This window comes from Micromonospora sp. NPDC002411 (assembly GCF_053592955.1).
Genome location: NZ_JBSFBM010000018.1, coordinates 13,709 through 38,575 on the forward strand (window position 1 = coordinate 13,709; position 24,867 = coordinate 38,575).

The following is a 24,867-nucleotide window of genomic DNA, read 5'->3' on the forward strand; positions in this document are numbered from 1 at the left end:
CCGGGTTCCGTCGGCTGATCAGCGTTCGTCGACGAGTTGGATCTCCTCGGCCGTCGGGTGGTCGTCGACCAGCGCGAACGCCGCCGTGGCCGCAGGGCTGCCCGGTGCCGCCTCCCGTGCCGCCGCCAGTTGCTCGGCCGACTCCCACCGCCACACGCCCACCCACTGCCGGTCGTCGACGCGGCCGAGGCGGGCCTCGATCGGGCCGCCGACGGCCGCCCGGGTGGCCGAGACGAGGTCGGCGTGGCGCGTGGGCACCTGCTCGGCGTGAGCGGGGTCGGCGCTGAACCGTGTGATCACGAGCAGAGACATCGCTGTAGTTCCTCTCTAGAGTTGACTTCTAGTGACTTGTTCTAGAGATAATCTCCCGCATGAGCGATGTCAAGGGCTCGGGACTACGCAGCCAGAAGGCGCGACAAACCCGGCAGCGGATCCTGGCGGCCGCGCGGGAGTTGTTCGTCGAGCGCGGCTACGGCGCGACGAATCTTCAGGACGTGGCGGCGGCAGCCCAGGTGGCGGTGCAGACGATCTACTTCGCCTTCGGCAACAAGCGCACGCTGCTCAAGGAGCTGGTCGACGTCACAGTGGCCGGAGACGACGAGCCGGTGGCCACCATGGACCGCGAGTGGTTCCGTGCCGCCATGGCCGCCGGGACGGCCCAGGAGCAGTTGCGGGCGCACGTGGACGGCACCGCTGTGGTGCTGGACCGGGTCGCGCCGATCATCCGGATGCTCGATGCCGCCGTCGCCACGGACGCCGAGGTCGCCGCGATCTGGCCTCGGGGAGTCGACCCTCGGTACGTAGTGCACGAAGCCGCGGCGACGTCGCTGATGAGCAAGCCGGGCGCGCGTACCGACGTGTCCGTCGCGCAGGCGGCCGACGTGCTCTACGCCCTTCTCGGCCCGGAGCTCTATCTGCTTCTGGTACGGGAGCGGGGTTGGTCGCCGCAGCGCTGGGCGGAGTGGAGCTTCGCCACATTGAGCGCCCAGCTCTGCGTCACCTGACGGCGAAGCCCGGGACGGATGACCGTCCCGGGCTTCGACTGGCCGACGAACCTCAGCGGGTCGCGGGCATGGTGGCGAACTCGCCGGCTAGCTCCGACTCGAGGATCGTCGCGGTGGACGGCCCGCGACCGGCCGACGATCGCCGGGCGGACGGGACGGCCAGGGCCGCGAGGGTGGCCGCGACGGCGATCGCGGTGAGGAGGAGAAACCCCATGGTGAAGTCGGTCTCCCGGGGCAGGCCGCTGGCCTGCGGGTGAGCCGTGATCACGCCGCTGACGACGGCCGCGCCGATCGCGCCGCCGATGGTGCGGATGTTGGCGTTCATGCCGGTGGCCACGCCGGTCTGGCTGGCGGGCACGCTGGCGACGATCAGGTTGGCCATCGACGCGAAGGCCAGGCCGATGCCGAGACCGGCCAGGCCACCGGCGACGGCGACCTCCCAGCGGGTGTCGTGGGCGGTGGCCAGCATGGCGGACGCGGCCACGTTGAACGCGGCGCCGGACGCGAGCTGCGCCTTGGCGCTGAAGACGGCCTGGAGGCGGCCGGCGACGATGCCGGCGACGAACATCGCGACGAGCATCGGCAGCATGAGCAGACCGGCCTGGCTGATGCTGGCGCCGAAGCCGTAGCCGGCGATGGTCGGGGTCTGCACGAACTGCGGGAGGAACGCGTACACGGAGAACATCGACGCGCCGTAGAGCAGGGCGACCAGGTTGGTGGTCCACACGCCGGGCAGGCGCATCATCCGCATGTCGATCAGCGGGTTGGCCGAGCGCACCTCGGCGACCAGCCAGCCGGCCAGCAGCACCACGGCGAGCGCGAGCAGGCCGAGAACCCGGATGGAGGTCCAGCCCCAGGCCGCGCCCTGGCTGATCGGCAGCAGCAGCGCGACCAGCCAGCCGGAGAGCAGCACTGTGGCGCGCCAGTCGATGCGTCCGGGGGTACGGACCGGCGACTGGGGGATGAACAGGTGGGCGGCGACGGCGGTCAGGCCCACCACGACCATCGGGATCCAGAACAGCCACCGGTAGTCCAGTGCGGTGACGATCGGGCCGGCCAGCACGATGCCCAGGCCACCGCCCGCCGCGACGATCGCCGAGATGGCGCCGACGGCCGAGGAGACCCGCGCGGCCGGGAACTCGTCCCGGATGATGCCGAACGAGAGGGGGAAGACGGCGCCGCCGATGCCCTGTACGACGCGGGCGACGATGAGGACGCCGATGTTCGGGGCGATGGCGGCCACCAGGCAGCCGAGGGCGAGCGCGGCGAGCGACGCGACGAGCATCCGCTCCTTGCCGACCATGTCGCCGACCCGCCCGAGGATCGGCGTGAAGATCGACGCCGAGAGCAGGTAGGCGGTGAGCACCCAGGTCACGGTGTTCTGGGAGGTGTGCAGGTCCTGCTGGATGGTCGGCAGCACCGGGGTGATCAGCGACTGGAGCATCGCGAAGAACCCGGCGCCGGCCGCGAGCACGGTGAAGGTGAGCCGACGCGAGCTGCGTCGGGAGGTCACTGCCACGAGAGAAGACTCCTGATAACGGTACGGAGGGAGGTGTGTCACCCGTCGTCTCTGGCGGGCGGGCTTGTCGGGTCCGGGCGATCGGGGTGGCCAGGCGGCGGTCGTGCGGATCCCGAGGTAAGCTAACCGGAGGCAGGCCTCCGGCGATTCCGGAGGGGTGCCTCCACTAAGCTAGCGGAGGGATGCCTCCGGATGCAACCAGGTTGAGGTGACGCACGTCATGAGCAGCGCGGGGCAGGCGCCCGAGGTCTTCGCCCAGCGACCCAAGCGGGCCGATGCACGGCGCAACTACGACTCCCTGGTCGCCGCCGCCCGCGAGGCGTTCGCCGAGAACGGCGCCGCCGCCTCGTTGGAGGACGTGGCCCGGCGAGCCGGGGTGGGCATCGGCACTCTCTACCGCAACTTCCCGAGCCGGCGGCACCTGTTCGAGGCGGTCTACGTCGAGGAGGTCCGGGCGTTGAGCCGCTCTGCCGAGGACCTGGCCGAACTGCCACCGTGGGACGCGCTGGTCGCCTGGCTGCACCGCTTCGTCGCGTACGTCGCCACCAAGCGGGCGCTCGCCGAGCATCTGCTGCACGACTCCGAGATCTTCCAGAGCTGCCGGACGGAGATCTACGCCGCCGGCGAACCGCTGATGCGGCGGGCCCAGGCCGCCCGCGTGGTCCGTGACGACATCGGCTTCGACGACGTGGTGCGGCTGATCAGTGGCCTCACCATGGCCCAGTTCCCGTCACCCGAGCAGCGCGACCGGGTGCTCGGCGTGGCCCTGGACGGGCTGCGCCCGCCGGCCACGTCGAGCTGACCGCCGTCCGGTCAGCTGTCGACCAGCAGTAGCCACTCGTCGTCGAGGCGTTCCGTCACCGTGCCCGCCGGCCAGCGGTGGCCGGCGTCGACCATCGCCCGCGCCTGCTCCACCTGCGGTGGTCGGCTGAACTGCGCGTCACGGAAGCTGGCCATGCTGTGGAACCGGGCCCGACCGAAGTTCGCGGCGTCGGTGAAGCGGGCCCTGTCGAACAGCGCCTCCGCGCCGAACACCGTCCAGCGGAACAGCGCCATGTTCGTGAAGCGGGCGGAGTGGAAGGTGGCCGACCCGCCGAACTCGGTGTGCTCCATCGACAGGGCGCCGTCGAAGACGGCCTCCCGGAACGTCGCGGCGTCCTCGAAGCGGGTCGCGTCGAAGCTGGTCGGCTGGCCGAACGTCGCCCGGCGGAACGAGGTCGGGCCGGCGAAGCCGGCTCGCCGGCAGGACAGGCCACCGGTGAAGGCGGCCCCGTCGAAGCTGGCCTGGCCGACGCCCCGAACCCCGTCCAGCATGACCTCGCCGTCGGCCGTCAAGCCCTCGAAGGTCACGTCACCGAAGGTCGCCGACCCGAGCAGGAGACGCCCCCGCGCCGTCGCGCCCGCGAAGGTCGTCGCGCCGGTGAACACCGCGCCGGTGAAGGTCGCGTCGACGAGCGTGCAGCCGGCGGCGTCGAAGTCGACCAGCCGGGCACCGACCAGGTTCAGCGCGACCTCCGGCCAGTGGGCCGCGTCGTCCGCGCGTAGGTGCCGGGTGAGCACACGCTGCGCGGTGCGCCGGACCTCCGTCTCGCGCGGCTCGTCGTCGGGCGCCGGCATCCGCAGGTACGCGCAGAGCACCGCCGCGATCGTCGTACGCTGCCCCGGATTGTCCTGACCGAGGCGCTCCAGCGCGTGCAGGCCACCGAGACGTACCGCCGCGCTGTCGTTGCCGAGCAGCTCGACCGCCCGGGTGTAGAGCTCGGTCAACCGCCGTTCCGCCGCGTCGTGCTCGGCGGCCGAGGATTGCCGGTCCTGGTGTCGTTGCGCGGCCTCGGCCACCGACTCGGCGTGCGCCTGGACCCGGTCACGGTGCGCCTGGTCGCGGGCGGCGACGCTCTCCTGGTGTCGCTGGGCGCGCTCGGTGATCCACTGACGACGGGCGGCCAGCAGCAGGGCGAGCCCTCCACCGGTGCCGGCGACCACTGTCAGGCCGGTGCGGATCGCGTCGATGCGCAGCGTGGCCCGGGTGTCCGGCTGGGTGGCCCGGCCCGCCTCGGTGAGCAGCAGATCCAGCACCAGCCAGCCCAGGGCGGCGGCGATCAGCAGGCCGACCAGGACCAGCCACCAGGGCATCACCCGTAGCTGGCGCTCGGGGGGTTCGTCCGTGGCCACGGCCACAGCATGCCATCCGCCGCCACAACCCAGGGGTACGCGCCAGCGCAGCCGTCCGATGTGGAGGGCCGGCGAATTGCCGGTTTGCGCCCTCGGCGGGACAACGGGTTACCGGCGCGTAACAAGTCATTGACGTTGCCGAATTGTTGCGGGGATGATCGTCGCACGGTCGACCGGACACCCCCACCCACCTGCCCGGTTCGCCGGGTGCCTCCCCCCGGAGGTGCAGCCATGCTGCTCCGAAAGACCGCCCTCGTCGTGTCCGTCGCCGTCGCCGCCCTGATCGCCTCCGCCGGCACGGCGACCGCCGCCCCCGCCCCCGCTGCCCCGACCGCCACCGCGGCCAACCCCGTGATCGTGGTCGGCGGGCTCAGCGGCGTCGCCGTCGCGTACGAGCCGATCGCCGCCCGGCTACGCGCCGACGGCTACCGCGCCTTCATCTACCAACTGCCCGGGCTGGGCCTCGGCGACATCCCCACCTCCGCCCGCGCGTTCGCCACCTACGTCGACCAGGTACGCGCCAGCACCGGCGCGTCGACTGTGGACGTCGTCGCCCACTCCGAAGGCGGCCTGGTCAGCCGCTACTACCTGAAGCGGCTCGGCGGCACGGCCGCCGTCGGTCGCTACGTCAGCCTGGGCACACCGCAGTACGGCACCTACGTCGCCAACATCGTGGCGTTCCTCGGCCTCGGCAGCTGCGCCGGCATCGTGGCCTGTCAACAGATGACCATCGGCTCGGCGTTCCTCGCCGACCTCAACGCCGGCGACGACACCCCGGGGGCGGTGCGCTACACCACCATCCGCACCCTGCAGGACGAGCTGGTCCGGCCGACCGGCAACGCCGTGGTCAACGACGGCGCGACAAACGTGCTGATCCAGTCGTACTGCCCGCTGCGGGTGGTGGGGCACCTCGGTCTGGTGCTCGACGGCACGGCGTACACCATCGTGCGCGGCGCCCTGGTCGACGGCCCGGTGCGACCCAACTGCCTCGCGCTCTGACCCGGCCCGTGGGGGTGGTCCCGACGGGACCACCCCCACTGTCACGAGCCGGTGAGTGTCGGTTGCCCGACGTTCCCGGGAAAGGGTGTGGCAGGCATCGGATGTGCTCGATAGCCTGCTGCGGCTGTCCATTGGCGACAGAGGAAGTGACATTCGCGAAGGAGCAGCGCGCATGACCGAGCCGCACACCGTGCCGCCGGAGAACACCCCGCCGACAGTGCCGCAGCTCGACGTCCGGGCCGCCGAGCCGCCGGCCGCCGACCCGCAGTCGACCGGCGGCGGGTTCTCCGACCGCCCTCCGGGTTATCCCAGCGCGCTGGTCTGGCTGCGCGCCGGGATCCTGCGGGACTGGCGCGGCGTGCTGGGCGCCTTCGTCGCCACCTGGTTCTACCTGCCGGTGGCGCTGCTCCTGGCCTTCTGGGGCGGTCTCAGCTTCGGCATCGTCGGCCTCTTCGCCGGCGGCCTCGGCGCTGACGACCAGGTGCCGCAGGTGCTCCGCGACGCGCCGCTGATCGGCTCCCTGCTGGAGTCGTTCCTGAGCCGCTCCGGCGGGGTGCTTGGCGGCGTCGCCGGCTTCGCCGTCGGTTTCCTGGTCGGTTTCCTCAGCGTGCTGGTGCTGCCCTGGCTGGGCGCCGGCGAGGGGCCGTTCGCCGTGGTCACCGGCCTGGTCGGCACCGTCGTCGCGGCGGGGCTGATCGGGGTCCTCTACACGCTCTACCGGGTGCTGCTGGAACCGCGACTGCTCGTCGTCTCCGGCGCCCGCCAGCCCAGCCGCCGCGAGGCCGCGCGGCTGCGACCCGTGCTGGACGACTGCGCGCGACGACTCGGCCTGCCCAGCGTGCCGCGGCTGCTCATGGAGGACGACCCCGTCCTGAGCAACGCCCGCACGTACGCCCGGCACGTCGTGGTCACCACCGCCGTGCTGACCGAGGCGGACGACGAGATCGCCGCGCTGTTCAGCCACGAGCTGGTGCATTGGCGTACCGGGGACGAGATCACCAGTGCCTTCGTCCGTGGTGTCGGCCTGCCGCTCACCCTCGCGCACGCCCTGCCGGCCTGGCTGATGCGGACGTTCCCGCACCCGGGCACCAACTTCGTGGTCTTCCTGCTCTTCTGGCCGGTCCTGCTCACCATGCGGTACGTGGTGCTGCCGCTGCACGCCCGCGACGTCCGGGCGGCGGAGTACCGGGCCGACCTCGGCGCCGTACTCACCGGGCACGTCGAGGCGATGCGGCGCATCCTCGAACGGCGGCTGTCCTTCGAGACCGGCCGCAGCGGTTGGGACGAGGCGGTCTGCGCCACCCACCCGCCGCACGAACTCCGGCTCGACGCGCTGGAACGGGCGTCGTTGACCGGTGCGCCCACCGGCGTGACCGAGCCGGTCACCGTCGAGCGACTGTTCAACCAGTCCGGCCCGGTCGGCACCCGCCGCACCTGGCTGCTGGTCGGTGCGCTCGCCCTGGTCGCCTGCCTCGGCGCCGGTGGGCTCAGCGCGGTGCAGTGGGCGTTCTTCCGCCCCGAGGCGGCGGTCGAGGGCTTCTTCGCCGCGCTCGCCGACCGGGACAGCGAGGCCGCGCTCGGCCACCTGACCGACCAGGGTGCCGGCACCGACACCAAGCTGCTCGACCGACTGCTGCGCGGCGAGGGCTACCAGCCACCGACCGACGTCGAGGTCAGCTCGCTGGAACGCGACGGCGACACGGCGACCGCCACTGTCGCGTACCGGCTGGCCGAGGCACGGCAGACCGCCACCCTCACGCTGGAGCGCGACAAGGAGTCCACCGCCGGCCTGTTTCACGGTTGGCGGTTGACCGGTGGCCCGATCCCGCTCAACTCCTCGATCGCCGACCCCGGGGTGCGGCTCAACGGGGTGGAACTGCCGGTCGCCACCGAGGGGCCGCCGCTGGTGCTGCTGCCCGGCGTCTACACCGCCACCGGCCCGTCCAGCGCGCTCAGCGAGACGCCGAACGCGACGGTGGTGGCCGACCCCGGGCAGAGCGCCGCCACCCTGCAACTGACCCCGGTGCTCAAACCGGCGGCGGCCGAGGCTGTCGAGGCCCAGGTCCGCGCCTGGCTGGACGAGTGCGCCAAGCAGACGGTCACCGCGCCACCCGGCTGCCCGTTCAGCTACTACGGCGGGTCCGCGCAGAAGGTCACCTGGAAGATCCTGGAGTACCCGAAGCTCACCCTGGAGTTGACCGGCCCGGCCAGCGCCCAGGTGACCACCCCGCCCGAAACCCGGGGCAGGGTGCAGGTCAGCGGCACCAACACGTACTTCGGTGGCACCTCACCGTTCACCGACGACGACACGTTGTCCGTCACCGGCGTCGCCACCGCCGACGGCGACAACGTCACCTTCCGCCCTGCCGTCAACTGACCGGAGAGAGAGCCCGTGCCCGACAGCAACACCGCCGCCCGGCTGCCCGTACGGCTGACCATCAACCCCCGCCAGCGCCAGCAGCCGTCGGTCGACCTGCTGACCTGGATCCACCGCCACCCGGAGTACCGGCCGGTGGTCCGCCAGGCCGGTGGCGGCGGGGGCCGGCCCGGCTTCAGCGACGCGGTGATCATCGCGGTGCTGGCCCAGGGTCTGCTGCCAGGGCTGTTCAACCTGTTGCAGTCCTGGGTCGACCAGCAGCGCACCGAGGCCAGCATCCGGATCCAGGCCGGGGACACGGAGGTGGAACTCCAGGTGAGCGGACGAACCGACTCCGCGCGCCTGCTGGCCCAGGCCACCGAGGCGCTGCGGGCCGCCCGCGAGCCCGGGCCGGACGCCGCCGACTGAGACGACGGCGTCCGGACCGGCAGCTCAGCTGGCCTTGGCGAGCGCCTCGAACTCGTCGTCGGTGAGCCGCACGTCGGCCGCGCTCACGTTCTCCTCCAGGTGCGCCACCGAGGACGTGCCGGGGATCGGCAGCATCACCGGCGAGCGGCGCAGCAGCCAGGCCAGCGCGAGCTGCGCGGGCGACGCGCCGTGCGCCGTGGAGATCGCGTCCAGCGGGCCGCCCGGGCGGGCCAGTTCACCGGTCGCGATCGGGAACCACGGAATGAACGCGAGGTCGTTGCGCTCGCAGTACTCCAGCACGTCCTCGGCGCTGCGGTTGGCGAGGTTGTACAGGTTCTGCACGGACGCGATCGTGGTGATCGCCCGGGACTCCTCGATCTGCGCGACGCTCACCTCGGACAACCCGATGTGCTGGATCTTGCCCTCCTGTTGCAGCAGCGCCAGCTCACCGAGCTGGTCGGCGAGCGGCACCTTCGGGTCGATCCGGTGCAGCTGGTAGAGCGGGATGCTGTCCAGGCCGAGGTGGCGCAGGCTCAGCTCACACTGCTGACGCAGGTACTCCGGGCGGCCCAACGCGCGCCAGTCGCCCGGCCCGGAACGGCTCAGCCCCGCCTTGGTCGCGATGACCAGGTCGTCGGCGTACGGGTGCAGGGCCTCACGGATCAGCAGCTCCGAGACGAACGGCCCGTACGAGTCGGCGGTGTCGATGAACGTCACGCCCAGCTCGACCGCGCGGCGCAGCACCCGGACCGCCTCGGCCGGGTCCTTCGGATCTCCCCAGACACCTGGGCCGGTGATCTGCATCGCGCCGTAGCCGAGCCGGTTGACAGTGACGTCGCCACCGATGCGGTACGTGCCGGACGCCTTCGCGGGCTGCTCACTGATGTTTGTCGCCATGGGTAGATCATCCCCCGGAAATGGACGGTGACACCGCCGGTCCGCCGACTGTGCGACCCGACACGTCACCTGCCCCGCCGGCGGTTACCCGGAAGCGACAGGTACGAGCAGGGCGCACGTGCGACGCTGGCCGGAGCCGGTGCGTTCCGGCGCGACGGCGGAGGGAGCACCCATGGCGGGAGTGCCGCAGGTCAACTTCGCGCTCGACACGTACGAGTGCATCGTGCTCTATCCCGGCGCGGCCGGGCGGGTCCTGCCCGCCGAGACCGTGCAACGGTTGCAGGCCGAGCACGCCGAGCACATGCAGGCGCTGCAGCGACGCGGCATCATCCTGGTCTCCGGCTCGATCGACGGGACGACCAGCAACCCCGAACCCCCGATCGGCTTCGGGCTCGCCCGCACCGGCAGTGTCGAGGACGTCCGCAGCGTGGTGGAGGCCAACCCGGCGGTGCAGGCCGGCCTTTACCGGGTGGACGTGCTGACCTTCCTCTGCCCGGCCGGATCCCTGGAGTTCCCGCTGGTCAAGGCCGAGAGCTGACTGGCCGGTCAATCGGCGGCTGTCGTGATGGTGACGGCGCTCGGCGGGCCTCCGGTGCTACGGTCGCGCCCAGCGAGGGCCGCCGCCGGGGCGTACCCGGAGCCATCGATCGGCCCCGGTCGAGGAGTTGCCATGAGCTCCGCCGCCACCCCCGATGTCGCGACGGCCGCCGCCCGGCTGCGGGCCCTGCTCGGCGACCGGCTGCACGAGCCGGGTGACGCCGCCTACGCCACCACCACCCGGCTCTGGAACGGCGCGGTCCAGCGCTCGCCCGCTCTGGTCGCGCAGTGCCTGGACGCCGGCGAGGTGGCCGACGCGGTCCGCATCGCCGCCCGGTGCCACCTGCCCCTGTCGGTCCGCTCCGGCGGGCACGACTGGGCCGGTCGGGCGCTGCGCGACGGCGGGCTGGTGCTCGACCTGACCGGGTTGCGTACCGTCCGGGTCGACCCGGACACGGCCACGGTGACCGTCGGCGGCGGCACCACGGCCGCCGAGCTGCTCGCCGCCGCCCGCCCGTACGACCTGGTGGTGCCCACCGGCGTGGTCGACGCCGTGGGCATGGCCGGGCTGTCCCTCGCCGGCGGGTACGGCCCGCTGTGCGGCCGGTTCGGCCTGACAGTGGACAACCTGCTCGGCGCGGAGGTGGTTCTCGCCGACGGCCGCCGGGTCACCGCCGACCCCCGGCACGACGCCGAGCTGTACTGGGCGCTGCGCGGCGGCGGCGGAAACCTCGGCATCGTGACCGAGCTGCGCTTCCGGGCGCACCGGCTGTCCGGCGTGCTGGCCGGCATGATCATGTTTCCGTTGGCCGAGGCGCCGGACGTGCTGCGCGGCTACGGCGCGCTGGTCGCCGAGGCCCCGGACGAGCTGACCGTGATGACCGGTTTCCTGCCCGGCCCGGCCGGCGAACCGGTGATCTTCGTCTGCCCCTTCTACAGCGGCCCGGACTCCGACGCCGGGCTGCCGTGGATGGACCGACTGCGCGCCCTGGGCACCCCGCTCGTCGACCAGATCGCTCCGATGCCGTACGCGGACGCGTTGCGGATGTTCGACGGCGGAATGGTCGACGGCAACCACTACCTGCTGCGTACCCGCTGGCTTCCCACGCTCACCGACAGTGCCGTGGACGTGCTCGTCGACGCCGCCCGGCAGGTCAGCTCACCGTTCTCCGCGCTGGCCGTGCACCACTTCCACGGAGCGGCCACCCGGGTCCGGCTCGCCGACACGGCGTTCGGGCTGCGCACCGACCACCTGCTCACCGAGATCATCGCGGTCTGGGCGCCCGGTGAGCGGGCCGAGCCGCACCGGGAGTGGGCCGAGCGCACCTCGGCGCAGCTCGCCCCGCACGCCCTGCCCGGTGGTTACCCCAACCTGCTCGCACCGGAGGAGACCGATCGGGTGCGGCTCGCCTACGGCGCGAACTGGCCGCGGCTGCGCCGGGCCAAGCACCGCTACGACCCGCGTGAGCTGCTCACCGCGGTGCCCACCCTGCCGCCGTCGGCGCACTGATGGCAGGCCGCCGCCGGGAGCACCCCGACAGCGCACGCCACCGGAGGCGTACGATTCCCGGCGCGCGGTCGCTGTTGCCCGTCGCCACAACGTTCCCGGTGTGGTTCCGCCCGCCGGCCCGACGCGCGCCGCGCGTCGTTGGACACAAGTTCCCCTGCCTGCAATGGGTCGGTCCCGAGTCCGACCTGAAGGAGAGACTAGCCTGATGGGCGTGACACGCCGCGCGAAGATCGTCTGCACTCTTGGTCCCGCCACCTCGTCCCCGGAGCGCATCCGGGGTCTCGTCGAGGCCGGCATGAACGTGGCGAGGCTCAACTTCAGCCACGGCAGCCACGCCGACCACGAGGCGGTCTATCGACTGGTCCGGGAGGCGTCCGAGGCGGCAGGTAAGCCGGTGGCCGTCCTCGCCGACCTCCAGGGTCCCAAGATCCGGCTCGGCAAGTTCGCCGACGGCCCGCACGAGTGGCGCACCGGCGACTCGGTCGTGATCACCGGCGACGACATCCTCGGCACCAAGGAGCGGGTCTCCTGCACCTACACCAGGCTGCCGCACGAGGTGAAGCCCGGCGACCGGCTGCTGATCGACGACGGTCGGGTCGCCGTCGAGGTCAGCGACGTCACCGGCAACGACATCCGCTGCCTGGTCACCGAGGGCGGCCCGGTCTCCAACAACAAGGGCGTCTCGCTGCCCAACGTGGCGGTCAGCGTCCCCGCGATGTCGGACAAGGACGCCGAGGACCTGCGTTTCTCCCTCGGGCTCGGCGTCGACCTGGTCGCGCTCTCCTTCGTCCGCTCCGCGGAGGACATCAAGCTCGTGCACGGCATCATGGCCGAGGAGGGCGTGTTCCGCCCGGTGCTGGCCAAGGTCGAGAAGCCGGAGGCGGTGGAGCACCTCGAGGCCATCGTGCTGGCCTTCGACGGCGTCATGGTCGCCCGCGGTGACCTCGGTGTCGAGATGCCACTGGACCAGGTCCCCCTGGTCCAGAAGCGCGCCGTGCAGCTGTGCCGGGAAAATGCCAAGCCGGTCATCGTGGCCACCCAGATGCTCGACTCCATGATCGAGAACTCCCGCCCCACCCGCGCGGAGGCCTCCGACGTCGCCAACGCGGTGCTCGACGGCGCGGACGCGGTGATGCTCTCCGGCGAGACCAGCGTCGGCAAGTACCCGGTGCTGACCGTCAGCACCATGGCCAAGATCGTGACGACCACCGAGTCCGGCTCGATCGGCGTTCCCCGCCTACAGCACGACCCGCGTACCCACGGTGGCGCGCTCACCGTCGCCGCCTCGTCGATCGCCCGGGCCATCAACGCCAAGGCGCTCGTCGCCTTCTCGCAGACCGGCGACACCGTCCGACGGCTGTCCCGCCTGCACTGCGACCTGCCGCTGCTGGCCTTCACGCCGGTCCCCGAGGTGCGCGACCAGCTCGCCCTCACCTGGGGCGTGGAGACCTTCCTGATGCCGTTCGTGCAGCACACCGACGACATGTTCCGTCAGGTCGACCAGGCGCTGCTCGGCCTCAACCGGGCCAACCCCGGTGACTACGTGGTGATCGTGGCGGGCAGCCCGCCCGGCACTCCCGGCTCGACCAACACGCTGCGCGTACACCAGCTCGGTTCGCTGGTCGACGCGGCGTCGGCGCGGGCCCTGCAGTGAGCGACGGTCGGGTCGCGGTCGGCCAGGCCGCCGTGGACCAGCTCCTGGAAGTGCTGGACCTCGACCCGACCGGCGAGATGACCTTCCGGGGGATGAGCCCCCCGGTCGGTCCACAACGGGTGTACGGCGGCCAGGTTGCCGGTCAGGCCCTGGTCGCCGCCGGCCGCACCGTCGACCCGGAGCGGTTCGTGCACTCCCTGCACGGCTACTTCGTCCGCCCGGGCGACCCGGTCGAACCGATCGAGTACCAGGTGGAGAACATCCGCGACGGACGGTCGTTCTCGGTGCGCCGCTCGGTCGCCCTCCAACACGGCAAGCCGATCTTCTTCATGTCGGCGTCCTTTCAGCGGGCCGAGGAGGGTCTGGACCACCAGGTCACCGCTCCGCTGGACGTACCCTTGCCGCAGGACGTGCCGACGATGTCGGACCGGCTCGCCCGCTACCCGGAGCGGCTCGGCATCTGGGGTCAGATCCCGCGGCCGATCGACGTGCGTTACGTGGGGGAGCCCGGCTGGGTGCGCCCCGGCGACCGGCCCGCCGACCCGCACCAACGGGTCTGGATGCGCATCGACGGCAAACTGCCCGACGATCCGTTGCTGCACGCCTGCGCGCTCACCTACGCCTCGGACCTCACCCTGCTCGACTCGGTGCTCTCCGCGCACGGCGAGGTGTGGGGGCCCGGCGGCTTGGTCGGCGCGAGCCTGGACCACGCCCTGTGGTTCCACCGGCCGTTCCGTGCCGACGAATGGTTCCTCTACGACTGCTTGAGTCCGTCGGCGTCCGGGGCCCGCGGGCTGGCCACCGGTCGGATGTTCACCACCGACGGCCAGCAGATCGCCAGCGCCGTCCAGGAGGGTCTGCTCCGCCGCGTCGGCGCCTGACGCTGTCGCCCATCCCCGCCAGGCCTCTGGCGGGGATGACGAGGGTCAGCCCTGGTAGATCGCCTCGCCGGCGATCTCGATCTGCACCGTCTTACCGACCAGCACCCCGCCGCTCTCCAGGACGACGTTCCAGAGCAGGCCGTAGTCCTCGCGGTTGATCTCGGCCGTCGCGCTGAACCCGAAAATGTTCTGCCCGTACGGATCCTGACGTGCGCCGCCGAAATTCACCTCCAGGTCGACAGCCCGGGTGATGCCCTTCACCGTCAACTCACCGGTGAGGACGAATCGTCCGGGCATGCCCTCGGACTGCGGCGGAATAATGTGACTCCGGCCTCGTCCGCCCAGCCGATGGTTGCGCAGACGGGCCCACTGGAATATGGGGTTGTCGCTGCCCTGCCATTTAATGCCGGTGCTTCGATATTCGAGGGTCGGAAAGCGCTCCACGTCCAGGAAGTCGGCGCTCTTGAGATGGGTGTCCCGGTCGACGCTCCCGGTGGTGATGCTGGCCGTCATGATGGTCGCCGTGACCGAGGAGAGCAGCGGGTCCTCCGCCACGAAGACCTGCGCGGTGGCCTCGGCGAACTCACCGCGTACCGGGCTCACCATCATGTGCCGGGACAGGAAACCGATCCGCTTGTGCGCCTGATCGAGGAGATAGGTGCCGGCCACCGGGATGGTCATGCCATCCCAGGTACGTGTCGCGGTATCGGTCATCGTGGTGCCTTCCCCCCGAGTGTGCCCGGGCGTTTATCAATATGTGCCGGCGGTTGGGTAAACGGCCAGACAGTCGTACTCCCGCCCAGCATAGGGACGCTCCGGAACGGCTTTTCGGCAGCCACCTTGTCGTGGATCATGACGCACTTCACCGGTCCTCCCCGAGGGGCGTGAATTCACGGGTATTCGTCGATGCGCGTCCGATCGGCCGAGGGTCGCCCGCCCGCCCGGACGACCAGCGGCTAACCTTGCCGACATGCGCCTCTCCGCCCGGGTCGACTACGCCCTCCGCGCGGCCGCCGAGCTCGCCGCGACGGCCAGTGGTCCGGGACGCGGCCGGCCGGTCACGGCCGACCAGATCGCCCGAGCCCAGGAGATCCCGCCGAAGTTCCTGGAGAGCATCCTGCTCCAGCTGCGCCGCGGCGGCATCGTGCACGCCCAGCGTGGCCCGGAAGGCGGCTACTGGCTGGCCCGCCCCGCCGAGGAGATCTCCCTCGCCGAGGTCATCCGGGTGATCGACGGGCCCCTCGCGCACGTACGCGGGCAGCGCCCCGAACAACTCGGCTACCACGGCCCCGCCCGGGCGCTCCAGGAAGTCTGGATCGCGTTGCGAGCGAGCGAGCGCGAAATCCTCGAACTGGTCAGCGTCGCCGACGTCGCAGCAGGCACCCTGCCCGCGCGGGTCACCGAGCTGGTCGCCGACCCGCGCGCCTGGACCTGAGCGCTCTCCAGCCACACGCCGTGCGTCCGCGGTAGCGCGTCGTGGTGGCTGCGCCGCGTCATGGCCCGCGGTGTCGTGTCGCGCTCCGCTGTGGTCGCGTCCGGCACCGGCGGTCGGGAGATCTTGGACAGTTTCCGTTCGGCGCGAACGGAAACTGTCCAAGATCGCAAAGTGGTGAAGCCGGAAACGCCGTGCCTGCGGGTGCGTCGCGCTGCGGTCCTGTCTGGGTGCCCTGCGCGGTTGGCCCGTCGGCGCGCCACGCGGTGGCGTCCCATCCACCGATAGGGGGCTTGACCCTGACTGCCCCGTGCCGCATTGTCGACCAAGTCGATAGGAGATACCGAAAAGTCAGGGGGCGCTCGTGCGCAAGCTACTGGTCCTCGCTCTGGTCGGGCTCGTCGCGCAGTTGATCGATGGTTCGCTCGGCATGGCGTACGGGTTGACCTCGTCCACGCTGCTGCTGGTCGCCGGAGTCGCCCCGGCCGCCGCCTCGGCGTCGGTGCACCTGGCCGAGATCGGCACCACGCTCGCCGCAGGGGTCGCGCACTGGCGGTTCGGCAACGTCGACTGGCGAGTGGTGACCCGCATCGCCCTGCCCGGCGCGATCGGTGCCTTCGCCGGCGCCACAGTGCTCAGCTCTATCTCCACCGAAGCCGCCGCGCCGTGGATGGCCGGCATCCTCTTCACGCTCGGTGCGTACCTGCTGATCCGCTTCGCCCGCCCGTTGCGCACCGATCGGGTCGGCGGGCGGCTCCGCGGTCGCTTCCTCGGCCCCCTGGGCCTGGTCGCGGGCTTCGTCGACGCGACCGGCGGCGGCGGGTGGGGCCCGGTGGCCACCCCGGCGCTGCTGGTCTCCGGCCGGATGGAACCCCGCAAGGTGATCGGCTCGGTGGACACCGCCGAGTTCGTCGTGGCCGGCGCGGCCAGCGTCGGCTTCCTGATCGGGCTGGGCACCGAAGGGTTCCTGCTCCCCACCGTCGCCGCGCTGCTGGTCGGCGGGCTCATCGCCGCCCCGCTGGCCGCCTGGCTGGTACGGATCGTGCCCGCCCAACTGCTCGGCGCGGCGGTCGGTGGTGTGATCGTGCTGACCAACGCCCGCACCCTGATCCGCTCCGCCGAACTGGACGGCCCGGTCCGCCCCACCGTGTACGCCCTCCTGGCCGTCGGCTGGCTTGCCGCCCTGGTGCTGGCCGTGCGAGCCCTGCGCCGCACCCGGCGGGCACGCGCCGAGGCCGCCCAGGCTGCGAACTCTTCCACCGCGCCCGCTCCGGCCCCCCTTGTCGGCGCTGTCGCCGCCGTCGCGGTCCCGGCCGAGCTGACCCCGACGGGTACGCCCAACCCACGCTGAACTCCGTCCCCAACCGCTCGACGGCCGTCCGCGCCAGGCACCCCTCGCCAAGATCCGACGCGCGTGGGGCGCGTCAGGGGGTGAGGAGGTCCTTGGCAGTGGTGGCGAGCAGGGTCCAGGCGTCGTCGATGTGCGTTTCGGTGGTCTGCGGGGAGCCGATGGCCATCCGCAGCGTGTAGCGGCCGGCGACCCGGGTGTGCGTCAGGTGTACGCGTCCGGTGGCGTTCACCGAGGCGAGCAGTGCGGCGTTGACGTCGTCGTCGGCACGCAGCCGGAAGCAGACCAGCGCGAACGGGTGCGCCGCCACCACCTCGAACCGGTCGTCGGCGCGAACCTGCTCGGCGAACCGTTCGGCGAGCCGTACGCCGGAGCGGATGTGTGCCTGCAACCCTTCGACGCCGTACCAGCGCAGCACGAACCACAGTTTCAGGGCCCGGAAGCGTCGACCCAGTGGCACCTGCCAGTCGCGGTAGTCGATCACCGCGCCGGAGTCGGAGGCCGCGTTGCGCAGGAACTCCGGCAGCACTGTCAGCGCCTCGATCAGCTCGGCGCGGTCGGCCACCCAGAACGCGTCGCAGTCGAAGCCGGTGAGCAGCCACTTGTGCGGGTCGAAGCAGTACGAATCGGCGTACTCCAGGCCGGCGTGTGACCACCGTAGTTCGGGGCAGACGGCGGCGGCGCCCGCGTACGCGGCGTCGACGTGCAGCCAGATGCCGTACTCCGCGCAGATGGCCCCGATCTCCGGTATCGGGTCGACGGCGGTGGTGGAGGTGGTGCCGATGGTGGCCACCACGATGGCCGGTACGTCACCGGCGGCCAGGTCGGCGTCGATGGCGGCGCGGAGCGCGGCGGGCAGCAGCGCCTGGGTGTCCGGGTCGACGTCGATGGCGCGGACCCCGTCGCTGCCCAGCCCGGCGATCCGGGCGGCCTTCTCGATGGAGGAGTGCCCGTGGGTGGAGGTGTAGGCGCGGTAGCGCCGGTCGATGCCGGTGTCGCGCCAGCGGCCCCCGCTGGCCCGGTGCAGTGCCGCGAGGGTGGCCACCAGGGTCGCCGAGGAGGCGGAGTCCTGGATGACGCCGCCGCCGGTGCCGGTCGAACGGAACCGCTGTGGCAGGTCCAGTAGGTGCGCCAGCCAGTCCATCACCACCGTTTCCAACTCGGTGCTGGCGGGGCTGGTGGCCCAGAGCATGCCCTGCACACCGAGCCCGGAGCTGACCAGGTCGCCGAGCACGCTGGGGCCGGAGGTATTGGCCGGGAAGTAGCCGAAGAAGCTGGGGTGTTGCCAGTGGGTCAGCCCCGGTACGACGATCGCGTCCAGGTCGGCGAGGACCGCCTCGACCGGTTCGCCGCCGGTGGTGGGTGGTGTGGTGGGCAGGGCGGCGGCGACAGTGCCGGGCGGGTCGGACGGGGCGACCGGCAGTTGCCCGACTGTCGCCCAGTAGTCGGCGATCCAGTCGACGACGGCGTGGCCGGCGCGGCGGAATTCGTCGGGGTCCATGTGCGGAGCGGTCACCTCAACGAGTTGATCAGGCATCGATCGCCGACGCAAGACCCGGCATGGAAGCGACGGGCATCGATATTGCGGAGCGGAAAGCGCTTGCCCTACGATGCGGCTTGAGCCGGATCCGTGAGTTCCAGGGCGTTCACCCCCGATCAGACCGCCGTCCGCCGCCGCCGCGGCCGGGCCGATCCACTGTGCTTCCCGGGCAGGGCCAGTGGGCCACAGCGGTCATCACCGGATCCCCGGAGGCACTCCATGCACCAGTCCAGACATCGGCTGATCCTGCTCGCCGGCACCACGGCCGCCGCCGTCGTGGCCGGCACCCTCGCCACGGTCACCGCCTCGGCCGCCGCCGTCGGCTGCCGCGTCGACTACCAGATCACGAACCAGTGGCAGGGCGGCTTCGGTGCCAACGTCGCCGTCACCAACCTCGGCGACCCGGTGAACGGGTGGGCCCTCACCTGGTCGTACGCGGCTGGCCAACAGGTCACCCAGGCGTGGAACGCCGTCGTCACCCAGTCCGGTGCCCAGGTCACCGCCCGCAACGTCGACCACAACGCGAGCCTCGCCACGAACGGCTCCGCCTCGTTCGGGTTCAACGGTTCGTGGACCGGCAGCAACCCGGTGCCGGGCAGCTTCACGCTCAACGGCACCGTCTGCACCGGCGCCCCGCCCACCGGCGAGCCCACCACCCCGCCGCCCACCACCCCGCCGCCGACCACACCGCCGCCCACCACGCCGCCGCCGACCAGCGGGGGGCTGCAGATGGAGAACCTGGACCGAGGGCTGATCAGCGTCCGCTCCGGCAGCGGCAACCTGGTCTCCTGGCGGCTGCTCGGCACCGAGAACTCCGCTGTGTCGTTCAACCTGTACCGCGGCTCCACCAGGGTCAACGCCAGCCCGATCACCGGTGCCACCAACTACCTCGACAGCGGAGCGGCGGCCGGCTCGGCGTACACCGTGCGGGCCGTTGTCGACGGCGTCGAGCAGGCGGCGTCGGCACCGGCGTTGCAGTTCGGCGCGGGTTACCTGGACGTGCCGTTGCAGGTCCCGGCCGGCGGCAGCACGCCCAGCGGCGAGAGTTACACCTACAGCGCCAACGACGCCTCGGTCGGTGACCTCAACGGCGACGGCACCTACGAGATCGTGCTGAAGTGGGATCCGTCGAACGCCAAGGACAACTCCCAGTCCGGCTACACCGGCAACGTCTACGTCGACGCGTACACCCTCACCGGCACCCGGCTGTGGCGGGTCGATCTGGGCCGCAACATCCGGGCCGGCGCCCACTACACCCAGTTCCAGGTGTACGACTACGACGGTGACGGCCGCGCGGAGGTGGCCATGAAGACCGCCGACGGCACCCGTTCCGGCACCGGTCAGGTCATCGGGTCCTCGTCGGCGGACTACCGCAACTCCAGCGGTTACGTGCTCAGCGGCCCGGAGTACCTGACCATGTTCAACGGCCAGACCGGCGCGATCCTCTCCACCGTCACCTACGACCCGCCACGCGGCACGGTGTCGTCCTGGGGTGACTCGTACGGCAACCGGGTGGACCGTTTCCTCGCCGGCACCGCGTACCTGGACGGGCAGCGCCCCTCGCTGATCATGGCCCGGGGTTACTACACCCGCGCGGTGATCGCGGCCTGGGACTTCCGCAACGGCACGCTGACCAAGCGCTGGACGTTCGACTCGAACTCCTCCGGTAACGGTGCCGCCGCCGGACAGGGCAACCACCAGCTCTCCGTGGCCGACGTCGACGGTGACGGCCGTCAGGAGATCGTGTACGGCGCGGCCACCGTCGACGACAACGGTCGGCTGCTGCACTCCACCGGCAACGGGCACGGCGACGCCCTGCACGTCGGGGACCTCGACCCGAGCCGCTCCGGCCTGGAGGTGTTCAAGGTCGACGAGGACGGCAGCAAGCCCAGCTCCTACTTCGCGGACGCCCGTACCGGTCAGGTGCTCTGGTCCACGCCGGCCTCGGGCGACAACGGCCGGGGTGTCTCGGCGGACATCTGGGCGGGCAGCCCCGGCGCGGAGTCGTGGTCGTCGGCGGCCTCCGGGCTGGCCAACACCAGGGGGCAGAACGTCGGCCGTAAGCCGTCGTCGGCGAACTTCCTCGCCTGGTGGGACGGCGACCCGGTGCGGGAACTGCTCGACGGCACGAAGATCGACAAGTACGGCACCGGCGGCGAGACCCGGCTGCTCGACGGCAGCGGGGTGGCGTCCAACAACGGCACCAAGTCCACGCCGGCGCTCTCCGGCGACATCCTCGGTGACTGGCGCGAGGAGGTGATCTGGCGGACCACCGACAGCCGGGCGTTGCGCATCTACAGCACACCCACCCCGACCAGCGTCCGGCTCTACACCCTGATGCACGACCCGCAGTATCGGGTGGCCGTCGCCTGGCAGAACACGGCGTACAACCAACCGCCGCACCCGGGGTTCTTCATCGGCAACGGGATGGGCAGCACCCCGCCCACGCCGAACATCCACCTACGCTGATCTGACCCCTGGTGGTCCCGGACGGGGTCGCCTAGGGTGGCAGGCACCGGGCCGCAGCCGCGGAATCCGCTCAGCTCCGGCCCGGTGCGCCACACCGCGGCATTCTCGACCCGTCCCGACCGAGAGTGCCGTACCACCACCGGAACCAACATTAGGCACCGTCCGGGTCGGCGGGGTGACGCTGACGTGAAGATCGTGTTTCACGCCGTCCGGTGCAGACCGCCCGCCACCTGCTCGGCGATCAGCTCGTACGACCGCACCCGGTCCTTCACGTCGTACACCAGCGTGGTCAGCATCAGCTCGTCCGCGCCGGTGCGCTCCACCAGCTCGGTCAGCTGCCGGCGCACCGTCTCCGGCGAGCCCATCGCCTGACCGTCACGGCGTTGCAGGACGAACTCCCTCTCGAACTCGGAGTACGGGTACGCCGCCGCCTCGTCGGGCGTCGACAGCGGCTCGGGCTTCCCGGAGCGCAGCTTCAGAAACGACAACGCGCTCGGCCCGGCCAGCCACTCGGCCCGCTCGTCGGTCTCCGCGCACACCGCGTTGACCGCCACCATCGCGTACGGCTTGTCCAACCACTGCGACGGCCGGAAGTTCTGCCGGTACAGGGCCAGCGCCGGCAGGGTGTTCCCCGAGCTGAAGTGGTGCGCGAACGAGAACGGCAGACCGAGCAGACCGGCGAGTTGGGCGCTGAACCCGCTGGAGCCCAGCAGCCACACGGCCGGTTGGGCGCCCTGGCCCGGCATGGCGATGATCTGCCCCGGCTTCTCGCCGCTGAAGTAGTTCATCAGGTCCGCCAGCTCGCGGGGGAAGTGCTCCGCGGACAGGCCCTCCATGGTGCGCCGCAGCGCCAGCGCCGTCACCTGGTCGGTGCCCGGCGCCCGGCCGATGCCCAGGTCGATCCGACCCGGGTGCAGCGCTTCGAGGGTGCCGAACTGCTCGGCCACCACGAGCGGCGCGTGGTTGGGCAGCATCACGCCGCCCGAACCGAGGCGGATCGTCGAGGTGTTCGCGGCCAGGTGAGCCAGCAGCACCGCGGGAGCCGAGCTGGCGATCGCCGGCATGTTGTGGTGCTCGGCCACCCAGAACCGGCGGTAGCCCAACTCCTCGGTGCGTCGCGCCAGCTCGGTGGTGGCCTCCAGGGCCGCGCCGACAGTGGTGCCCTTGGCGACCGGGGCAAGATCAAGAACAGACAACGGTACGGTGATCACACGGTGTGCCAACTCCCCGGCCTGCCCGTTCATTCCAACCGACGCTCAACCCACCCCGCGCGCCTGCTCGAAGATCAGGCTGGTCTGGGTGTGCTGCACCACCGGGTCGACCGCCAGATGGTCCAGCACGAAGTCCCGCAACGCGTCACCCGACGCCGCCCGCACGTGCAGCACGTAGTCGTCCGCGCCGGCCACGTGGAACACCGACACCACCCCCGGCAGCCGCACCGACCGGGCCCGGAACGCGTCCACCGCCGCCCGCTCGTGCGCGGTCAGCCGCACCGACACCAACGCCTGCAACGGCAGACCGAGCGCGGCCGGATCCACCTCGGCGTGGAAACCACGGATCGCGCCCCGCTCCCGCAGCGCCCGGGTGCGGGTCAGGCACGTCGACGGGGCGACCCCCACCCGCTCGGCGAGGGCGTTGTTCGGCAGGCGACCATCCGCGGCCAGTTCGGTGAGGATCGCGCGGTCCACCTCGTCCAGGGCCGGATACGGCCGCACATCGTTCGGCTCAGGAGGCATTCCGCCATCCTCGCCCGAATCCATCAGCAAAACCAAGCCACCTGACAGAATGATCTGCCGAACCATTGCCTGTTCATTGGTAGATGTTCGACGCTACCGGCATGACGACGGTGGACACCCGGGCCGTACACGCCGGCCGCGACGACCTACGCACCCTCGGCGTGCACGTACCGCCCATCGACCTGTCCACCACCAACCCGCTGCCCTCGGTCGACGACGGCGGCGCCGCGTACGAGCAACTCGCCACCGGCGGCACCCTCCCCGCCGACGGCAGCGCCGTCTACCAGCGGCTCTGGAACCCCACCGTCGCCCGCTTCGAAACCGCCCTCGCCGAACTGGAGGGCACCGCGCAGGCCGTCGCCTTCGCCAGCGGCATGGCCGCCCTCACCGCCACAGTGCTCGCCGCCGCCCGCGACGACCGCCGCCACGTCGTCGCCGTCCGCCCCCTCTACGGCGGAACCGACCACGTCCTCGCCACCGGCCTGCTCGGCACCACAGTCACCTGGGCGCGCCCCGACGAGGTCGCCGCCGCCATCCGACCCGACACCGCGCTGGTCATCGTCGAGACGCCCGCCAACCCCACCCTCGACCTGGTCGACATCGCCGCCCTCGCCGCCGCGGCCGGCGACATCCCGCTGCTGGTCGACAACACCGTCGCCACCCCCGTGCTGCAACAACCCGCCCGGCACGGCGCCACCCTCGTCCTGCACAGCGCCACCAAGAGCATCGGCGGACACGGCGACGTGCTCGCCGGCGTCGTCGCCTGCGACGCCGACTGGGCCGCGCGCCTCCGCCAGGTCCGCGCGGTCACCGGCGCGATCCTGCACCCACTCGGCGGCTACCTGCTGCACCGCGGCCTGCAAACCCTGCCGCTGCGGGTCCGCGCCCAACAGGCCACCGCCGAGAAACTCGCCGGCTGGCTCGCCGACCACCCCGCCGTACACCGGGTGCACCACCCCTCGGTGTACGACCCGGCAGCGCTGGTCGGCCGCCAGATGGCCGGACCCGGCAGCCTGCTCGCCTTCGAGGTACGCGGCGGCGCACCCGCAGCGGCGACAGTCGCCGGCGCCTGCCACCTCATCACCCACGCGGTGTCGCTCGGCGGCGTCGACACCCTCATCCAGCACCCGGCCTCGCTCACCCACCGGCCCGTCGAAGGCGACGCCAAACCCGGCGCCGGTCTGCTGCGCCTCTCGGTCGGCCTCGAAGACCCCGAAGACCTGCGCGCCGACCTCGCCCATGCCCTCGCCACGATCGTCTGATCAGCGCAGCTCGCGGTTGCCCAACACGCGCGTCGGCGAACCCTCCCGAGCCACCCGCAGCATCGCCCGACCGATCCCGTCCGTCGTGGTGACGTGGTTCGGCAGCAGCCGCCGCAACACCGGGAACAGCGGACGGGTGACCGCGTACCCGAACCGGTACCACCGGGTCTTCGACACCGCACCGTACGTCGGCTGGATGAACCCGGGCCGTGCCGCGTAGCCGTTGGGCAGCAGCTCCATGATTGCGTTCTCGGTACGGCCCTTGACCCGCGCCCACATGACCCGACCCTGACCCGACGAATCCGTGCCGACACCCGAGACGTAGACGAACGTCACCTGCGGACTCACCTCGGCCAGCAACCGCGCCGCCGCCAGCGGGTATTCGTAACTCACCCGGGTGTACGCGGCCTCGTCCAGACCCAGCGAGGACACGCCCAGGCAGTAGAAGCACGCGTCCACGCCGGCCAACTCGGCGCGCACCGACGACAGGTCGCCCACGTCCGCGACCGTCAACTCCCGCAGCTTCGGATCCCGCTGACCGGTCGGCCTACGGCCGACGGTGAGCACCTCCCGCACGTCCTCGGCGAGCAGCGCCTCCCGCAACACGCCCTGGCCGACCATGCCTGTCGCACCGAAAATCGCCACCCGCATCAGCACCCACCCCTGTCGTCGACAGTCACGCGCGACGTTGCTCTGATCGACTCATCTTCCTTGAGGGCGGGAACCGCCCTACCGGCGCGCCGGCGCTAGTCAGGACTTCGGGCCGACGTGCCGGTCCAGCGCGGCGACCGCGTCGCGTCGCGCCACCGACAGCGAGTTGCGCCGGTTCATCCGCCAGGCGATGCCGAGCAGGTCGAGGCCCCACTGGCAGAGCCCCATGATGTCGGACGACTCGTTGACGAACATGTAGCGCGGGTAGATGTAGTGCCGACCTCGCGTCGTGACCCGGTTGGCTGTTCGGCAGCCGTCGGAGTGGAAGAGCCCGCGCAGGAAGTCGCCGGGATGAACTTCGAGAATCGGCCGTTGCCAGTCGGTCAGGACGATCGGTCGCTCGTGCTTCTTGCCGGGACCGTGCTGTGGCAGCAGGCACGGCCAGTGGCTGCCGTAACTCTGCACGCCGAC

At 71.6% G+C, this 24,867-nt stretch carries 22 protein-coding genes and 1 pseudogene; 13 read left to right on the forward strand and 10 right to left on the reverse strand.

Features of this window, described 5'->3' with window-relative positions; all coding sequences use genetic code 11:
• Positions 1-18: 18 nt before the first annotated feature.
• Positions 19-312 carry an antibiotic biosynthesis monooxygenase gene (locus ACWCO3_RS04405; protein WP_450008438.1) on the reverse strand — a complete coding sequence of 98 codons (294 nt, stop codon included), beginning with the start codon at positions 310-312 and terminating at the stop codon, positions 19-21.
• Between the two features lie 59 nt (positions 313-371).
• Between ACWCO3_RS04405 and ACWCO3_RS04410 the strand changes: the two genes are divergently transcribed.
• Positions 372-1,004, forward strand: coding sequence for a TetR/AcrR family transcriptional regulator (locus ACWCO3_RS04410; RefSeq protein ID WP_145779791.1), 633 nt, complete (start codon positions 372-374; stop codon positions 1,002-1,004).
• A gap of 52 nt (positions 1,005-1,056) precedes the next feature.
• Here ACWCO3_RS04410 and ACWCO3_RS04415 read toward each other — a convergent pair whose 3' ends face one another.
• Entirely contained in the window at positions 1,057-2,523 is a 1,467-nt protein-coding gene (locus ACWCO3_RS04415) for an MFS transporter (RefSeq protein WP_145779792.1), read from the reverse strand.
• A gap of 220 nt (positions 2,524-2,743) precedes the next feature.
• Between ACWCO3_RS04415 and ACWCO3_RS04420 the strand changes: the two genes are divergently transcribed.
• Positions 2,744-3,325 carry a TetR/AcrR family transcriptional regulator gene (locus tag ACWCO3_RS04420; RefSeq protein ID WP_208744959.1) on the forward strand — a complete coding sequence of 194 codons (582 nt, stop codon included), beginning with the start codon at positions 2,744-2,746 and terminating at the stop codon, positions 3,323-3,325.
• An 11-nt stretch (positions 3,326-3,336) separates the two neighbouring features.
• On the opposite strand, the gene ACWCO3_RS04425 is transcribed toward ACWCO3_RS04420, so the two are convergent.
• Positions 3,337-4,695: a pentapeptide repeat-containing protein gene (locus tag ACWCO3_RS04425; RefSeq protein ID WP_145779794.1), complete on the reverse strand. Its 1,359-nt coding sequence runs from the start codon at positions 4,693-4,695 to the stop codon at positions 3,337-3,339.
• Positions 4,696-4,926: 231 nt separating this feature from the next.
• Between ACWCO3_RS04425 and ACWCO3_RS04430 the strand changes: the two genes are divergently transcribed.
• From ACWCO3_RS04430 to ACWCO3_RS04440, 3 genes are all read left to right on the forward strand, one after another.
• Positions 4,927-5,694 (forward strand): esterase/lipase family protein, encoded by a 768-nt coding sequence (locus ACWCO3_RS04430; RefSeq protein WP_358165187.1) that lies wholly within the window; start codon positions 4,927-4,929, stop codon positions 5,692-5,694.
• 172 nt (positions 5,695-5,866) lie between these two features.
• A complete protein-coding gene (locus tag ACWCO3_RS04435) occupies positions 5,867-8,071 on the forward strand; it encodes a M48 family metalloprotease (protein ID WP_358165184.1) in 2,205 nt (734 codons plus the stop codon).
• A 15-nt stretch (positions 8,072-8,086) separates the two neighbouring features.
• Positions 8,087-8,479 carry an effector-associated constant component EACC1 gene (locus ACWCO3_RS04440; protein WP_145779797.1) on the forward strand — a complete coding sequence of 131 codons (393 nt, stop codon included), beginning with the start codon at positions 8,087-8,089 and terminating at the stop codon, positions 8,477-8,479.
• Between the two features lie 24 nt (positions 8,480-8,503).
• On the opposite strand, the gene ACWCO3_RS04445 is transcribed toward ACWCO3_RS04440, so the two are convergent.
• The gene (locus ACWCO3_RS04445) at positions 8,504-9,376 is read right to left on the reverse strand and encodes an aldo/keto reductase (protein ID WP_145779798.1); all 873 of its coding nucleotides are present in this window, start codon (positions 9,374-9,376) and stop codon (positions 8,504-8,506) included.
• Positions 9,377-9,548: 172 nt separating this feature from the next.
• Here ACWCO3_RS04445 and ACWCO3_RS04450 point away from each other — a divergent pair, with 172 nt between their 5' ends.
• The 4 genes from ACWCO3_RS04450 to ACWCO3_RS04465 all read left to right on the forward strand — a co-directional run bounded on the left by ACWCO3_RS04450 (position 9,549) and on the right by ACWCO3_RS04465 (position 13,958).
• The gene (locus ACWCO3_RS04450; protein ID WP_145779799.1) at positions 9,549-9,914 is read left to right on the forward strand and encodes a YciI family protein; all 366 of its coding nucleotides are present in this window, start codon (positions 9,549-9,551) and stop codon (positions 9,912-9,914) included.
• Between the two features lie 132 nt (positions 9,915-10,046).
• Complete coding sequence (locus ACWCO3_RS04455; RefSeq protein WP_450008444.1) at positions 10,047-11,423, forward strand: FAD-binding oxidoreductase; 1,377 nt, start codon at positions 10,047-10,049, stop codon at positions 11,421-11,423.
• Between the two features lie 205 nt (positions 11,424-11,628).
• The gene (gene pyk, locus ACWCO3_RS04460; protein WP_145779801.1) at positions 11,629-13,077 is read left to right on the forward strand and encodes a pyruvate kinase; all 1,449 of its coding nucleotides are present in this window, start codon (positions 11,629-11,631) and stop codon (positions 13,075-13,077) included.
• Entirely contained in the window at positions 13,074-13,958 is an 885-nt protein-coding gene (locus ACWCO3_RS04465; RefSeq protein ID WP_357935965.1) for an acyl-CoA thioesterase, read from the forward strand. The genes pyk and ACWCO3_RS04465 overlap by 4 nt, the downstream gene beginning before the upstream one ends.
• A 45-nt stretch (positions 13,959-14,003) precedes the next feature.
• Here the strand turns inward: ACWCO3_RS04465 and ACWCO3_RS04470 are convergent, their stop codons facing one another.
• Positions 14,004-14,672, reverse strand: a complete 669-nt coding sequence (locus tag ACWCO3_RS04470) for a YceI family protein (RefSeq protein WP_450008447.1) — start codon at positions 14,670-14,672, stop codon at positions 14,004-14,006.
• A 256-nt stretch (positions 14,673-14,928) separates the two neighbouring features.
• On the opposite strand from ACWCO3_RS04470, the gene ACWCO3_RS04475 reads away from it, so the two are divergent.
• Positions 14,929-15,393, forward strand: coding sequence for an RrF2 family transcriptional regulator (locus ACWCO3_RS04475; RefSeq protein WP_088988497.1), 465 nt, complete (start codon positions 14,929-14,931; stop codon positions 15,391-15,393).
• A 361-nt stretch (positions 15,394-15,754) separates the two neighbouring features.
• Positions 15,755-16,741 carry a sulfite exporter TauE/SafE family protein gene (locus ACWCO3_RS04480; RefSeq protein WP_244311607.1) on the forward strand — a complete coding sequence of 329 codons (987 nt, stop codon included), beginning with the start codon at positions 15,755-15,757 and terminating at the stop codon, positions 16,739-16,741.
• Positions 16,742-16,814: 73 nt separating this feature from the next.
• On the opposite strand, the gene ACWCO3_RS04485 is transcribed toward ACWCO3_RS04480, so the two are convergent.
• Complete coding sequence (locus ACWCO3_RS04485) at positions 16,815-18,239, reverse strand: pyridoxal-dependent decarboxylase (protein ID WP_450008450.1); 1,425 nt, start codon at positions 18,237-18,239, stop codon at positions 16,815-16,817.
• A 258-nt stretch (positions 18,240-18,497) separates the two neighbouring features.
• Between ACWCO3_RS04485 and ACWCO3_RS04490 the strand changes: the two genes are divergently transcribed.
• Complete coding sequence (locus tag ACWCO3_RS04490) at positions 18,498-20,747, forward strand: rhamnogalacturonan lyase family protein (RefSeq protein ID WP_450008452.1); 2,250 nt, start codon at positions 18,498-18,500, stop codon at positions 20,745-20,747.
• Positions 20,748-20,947: 200 nt separating this feature from the next.
• Here ACWCO3_RS04490 and ACWCO3_RS04495 read toward each other — a convergent pair whose 3' ends face one another.
• Entirely contained in the window at positions 20,948-21,991 is a 1,044-nt protein-coding gene (locus ACWCO3_RS04495) for an LLM class flavin-dependent oxidoreductase (RefSeq protein ID WP_354886796.1), read from the reverse strand.
• Between the two features lie 12 nt (positions 21,992-22,003).
• Positions 22,004-22,483, reverse strand: coding sequence for an Lrp/AsnC family transcriptional regulator (locus ACWCO3_RS04500; RefSeq protein ID WP_088988500.1), 480 nt, complete (start codon positions 22,481-22,483; stop codon positions 22,004-22,006).
• An 83-nt stretch (positions 22,484-22,566) separates the two neighbouring features.
• On the opposite strand from ACWCO3_RS04500, the gene ACWCO3_RS04505 reads away from it, so the two are divergent.
• Positions 22,567-23,745 (forward strand): trans-sulfuration enzyme family protein, encoded by a 1,179-nt coding sequence (locus ACWCO3_RS04505; protein ID WP_450008455.1) that lies wholly within the window; start codon positions 22,567-22,569, stop codon positions 23,743-23,745.
• On the opposite strand, the gene ACWCO3_RS04510 is transcribed toward ACWCO3_RS04505, so the two are convergent.
• Positions 23,746-24,396: an NAD-dependent epimerase/dehydratase family protein gene (locus ACWCO3_RS04510; RefSeq protein WP_450008456.1), complete on the reverse strand. Its 651-nt coding sequence runs from the start codon at positions 24,394-24,396 to the stop codon at positions 23,746-23,748.
• A 99-nt stretch (positions 24,397-24,495) separates the two neighbouring features.
• Positions 24,496-24,867: pseudogene (locus ACWCO3_RS04515) on the reverse strand (transcriptional regulator); the annotation flags it as partial.

Excerpts from the sequence above, each read along its gene's own strand:
- ACWCO3_RS04405 (WP_450008438.1), bottom strand. The coding sequence starts at position 312 with ATGTCTCTGCTCGTGATCACACGGTTCAGCGCCGACCCCGCTCACGCC.
- ACWCO3_RS04410 (WP_145779791.1), top strand. The coding sequence starts at position 372 with ATGAGCGATGTCAAGGGCTCGGGACTACGCAGCCAGAAGGCGCGACAA.
- ACWCO3_RS04420 (WP_208744959.1), top strand. The coding sequence starts at position 2,744 with ATGAGCAGCGCGGGGCAGGCGCCCGAGGTCTTCGCCCAGCGACCCAAG.
- ACWCO3_RS04430 (WP_358165187.1), top strand. The coding sequence starts at position 4,927 with ATGCTGCTCCGAAAGACCGCCCTCGTCGTGTCCGTCGCCGTCGCCGCC.
- ACWCO3_RS04435 (WP_358165184.1), top strand. The coding sequence starts at position 5,867 with ATGACCGAGCCGCACACCGTGCCGCCGGAGAACACCCCGCCGACAGTG.
- ACWCO3_RS04445 (WP_145779798.1), bottom strand. The coding sequence starts at position 9,376 with ATGGCGACAAACATCAGTGAGCAGCCCGCGAAGGCGTCCGGCACGTAC.
- ACWCO3_RS04450 (WP_145779799.1), top strand. The coding sequence starts at position 9,549 with ATGGCGGGAGTGCCGCAGGTCAACTTCGCGCTCGACACGTACGAGTGC.
- ACWCO3_RS04455 (WP_450008444.1), top strand. The coding sequence starts at position 10,047 with ATGAGCTCCGCCGCCACCCCCGATGTCGCGACGGCCGCCGCCCGGCTG.
- pyk (WP_145779801.1), top strand. The coding sequence starts at position 11,629 with ATGGGCGTGACACGCCGCGCGAAGATCGTCTGCACTCTTGGTCCCGCC.
- ACWCO3_RS04470 (WP_450008447.1), bottom strand. The coding sequence starts at position 14,672 with ATGACCGATACCGCGACACGTACCTGGGATGGCATGACCATCCCGGTG.
- ACWCO3_RS04475 (WP_088988497.1), top strand. The coding sequence starts at position 14,929 with ATGCGCCTCTCCGCCCGGGTCGACTACGCCCTCCGCGCGGCCGCCGAG.
- ACWCO3_RS04485 (WP_450008450.1), bottom strand. The coding sequence starts at position 18,239 with ATGGACCCCGACGAATTCCGCCGCGCCGGCCACGCCGTCGTCGACTGG.
- ACWCO3_RS04490 (WP_450008452.1), top strand. The coding sequence starts at position 18,498 with ATGCACCAGTCCAGACATCGGCTGATCCTGCTCGCCGGCACCACGGCC.
- ACWCO3_RS04495 (WP_354886796.1), bottom strand. The coding sequence starts at position 21,991 with ATGAACGGGCAGGCCGGGGAGTTGGCACACCGTGTGATCACCGTACCG.
- ACWCO3_RS04500 (WP_088988500.1), bottom strand. The coding sequence starts at position 22,483 with ATGCCTCCTGAGCCGAACGATGTGCGGCCGTATCCGGCCCTGGACGAG.
- ACWCO3_RS04505 (WP_450008455.1), top strand. The coding sequence starts at position 22,567 with ATGTTCGACGCTACCGGCATGACGACGGTGGACACCCGGGCCGTACAC.
- ACWCO3_RS04510 (WP_450008456.1), bottom strand. The coding sequence starts at position 24,396 with ATGCGGGTGGCGATTTTCGGTGCGACAGGCATGGTCGGCCAGGGCGTG.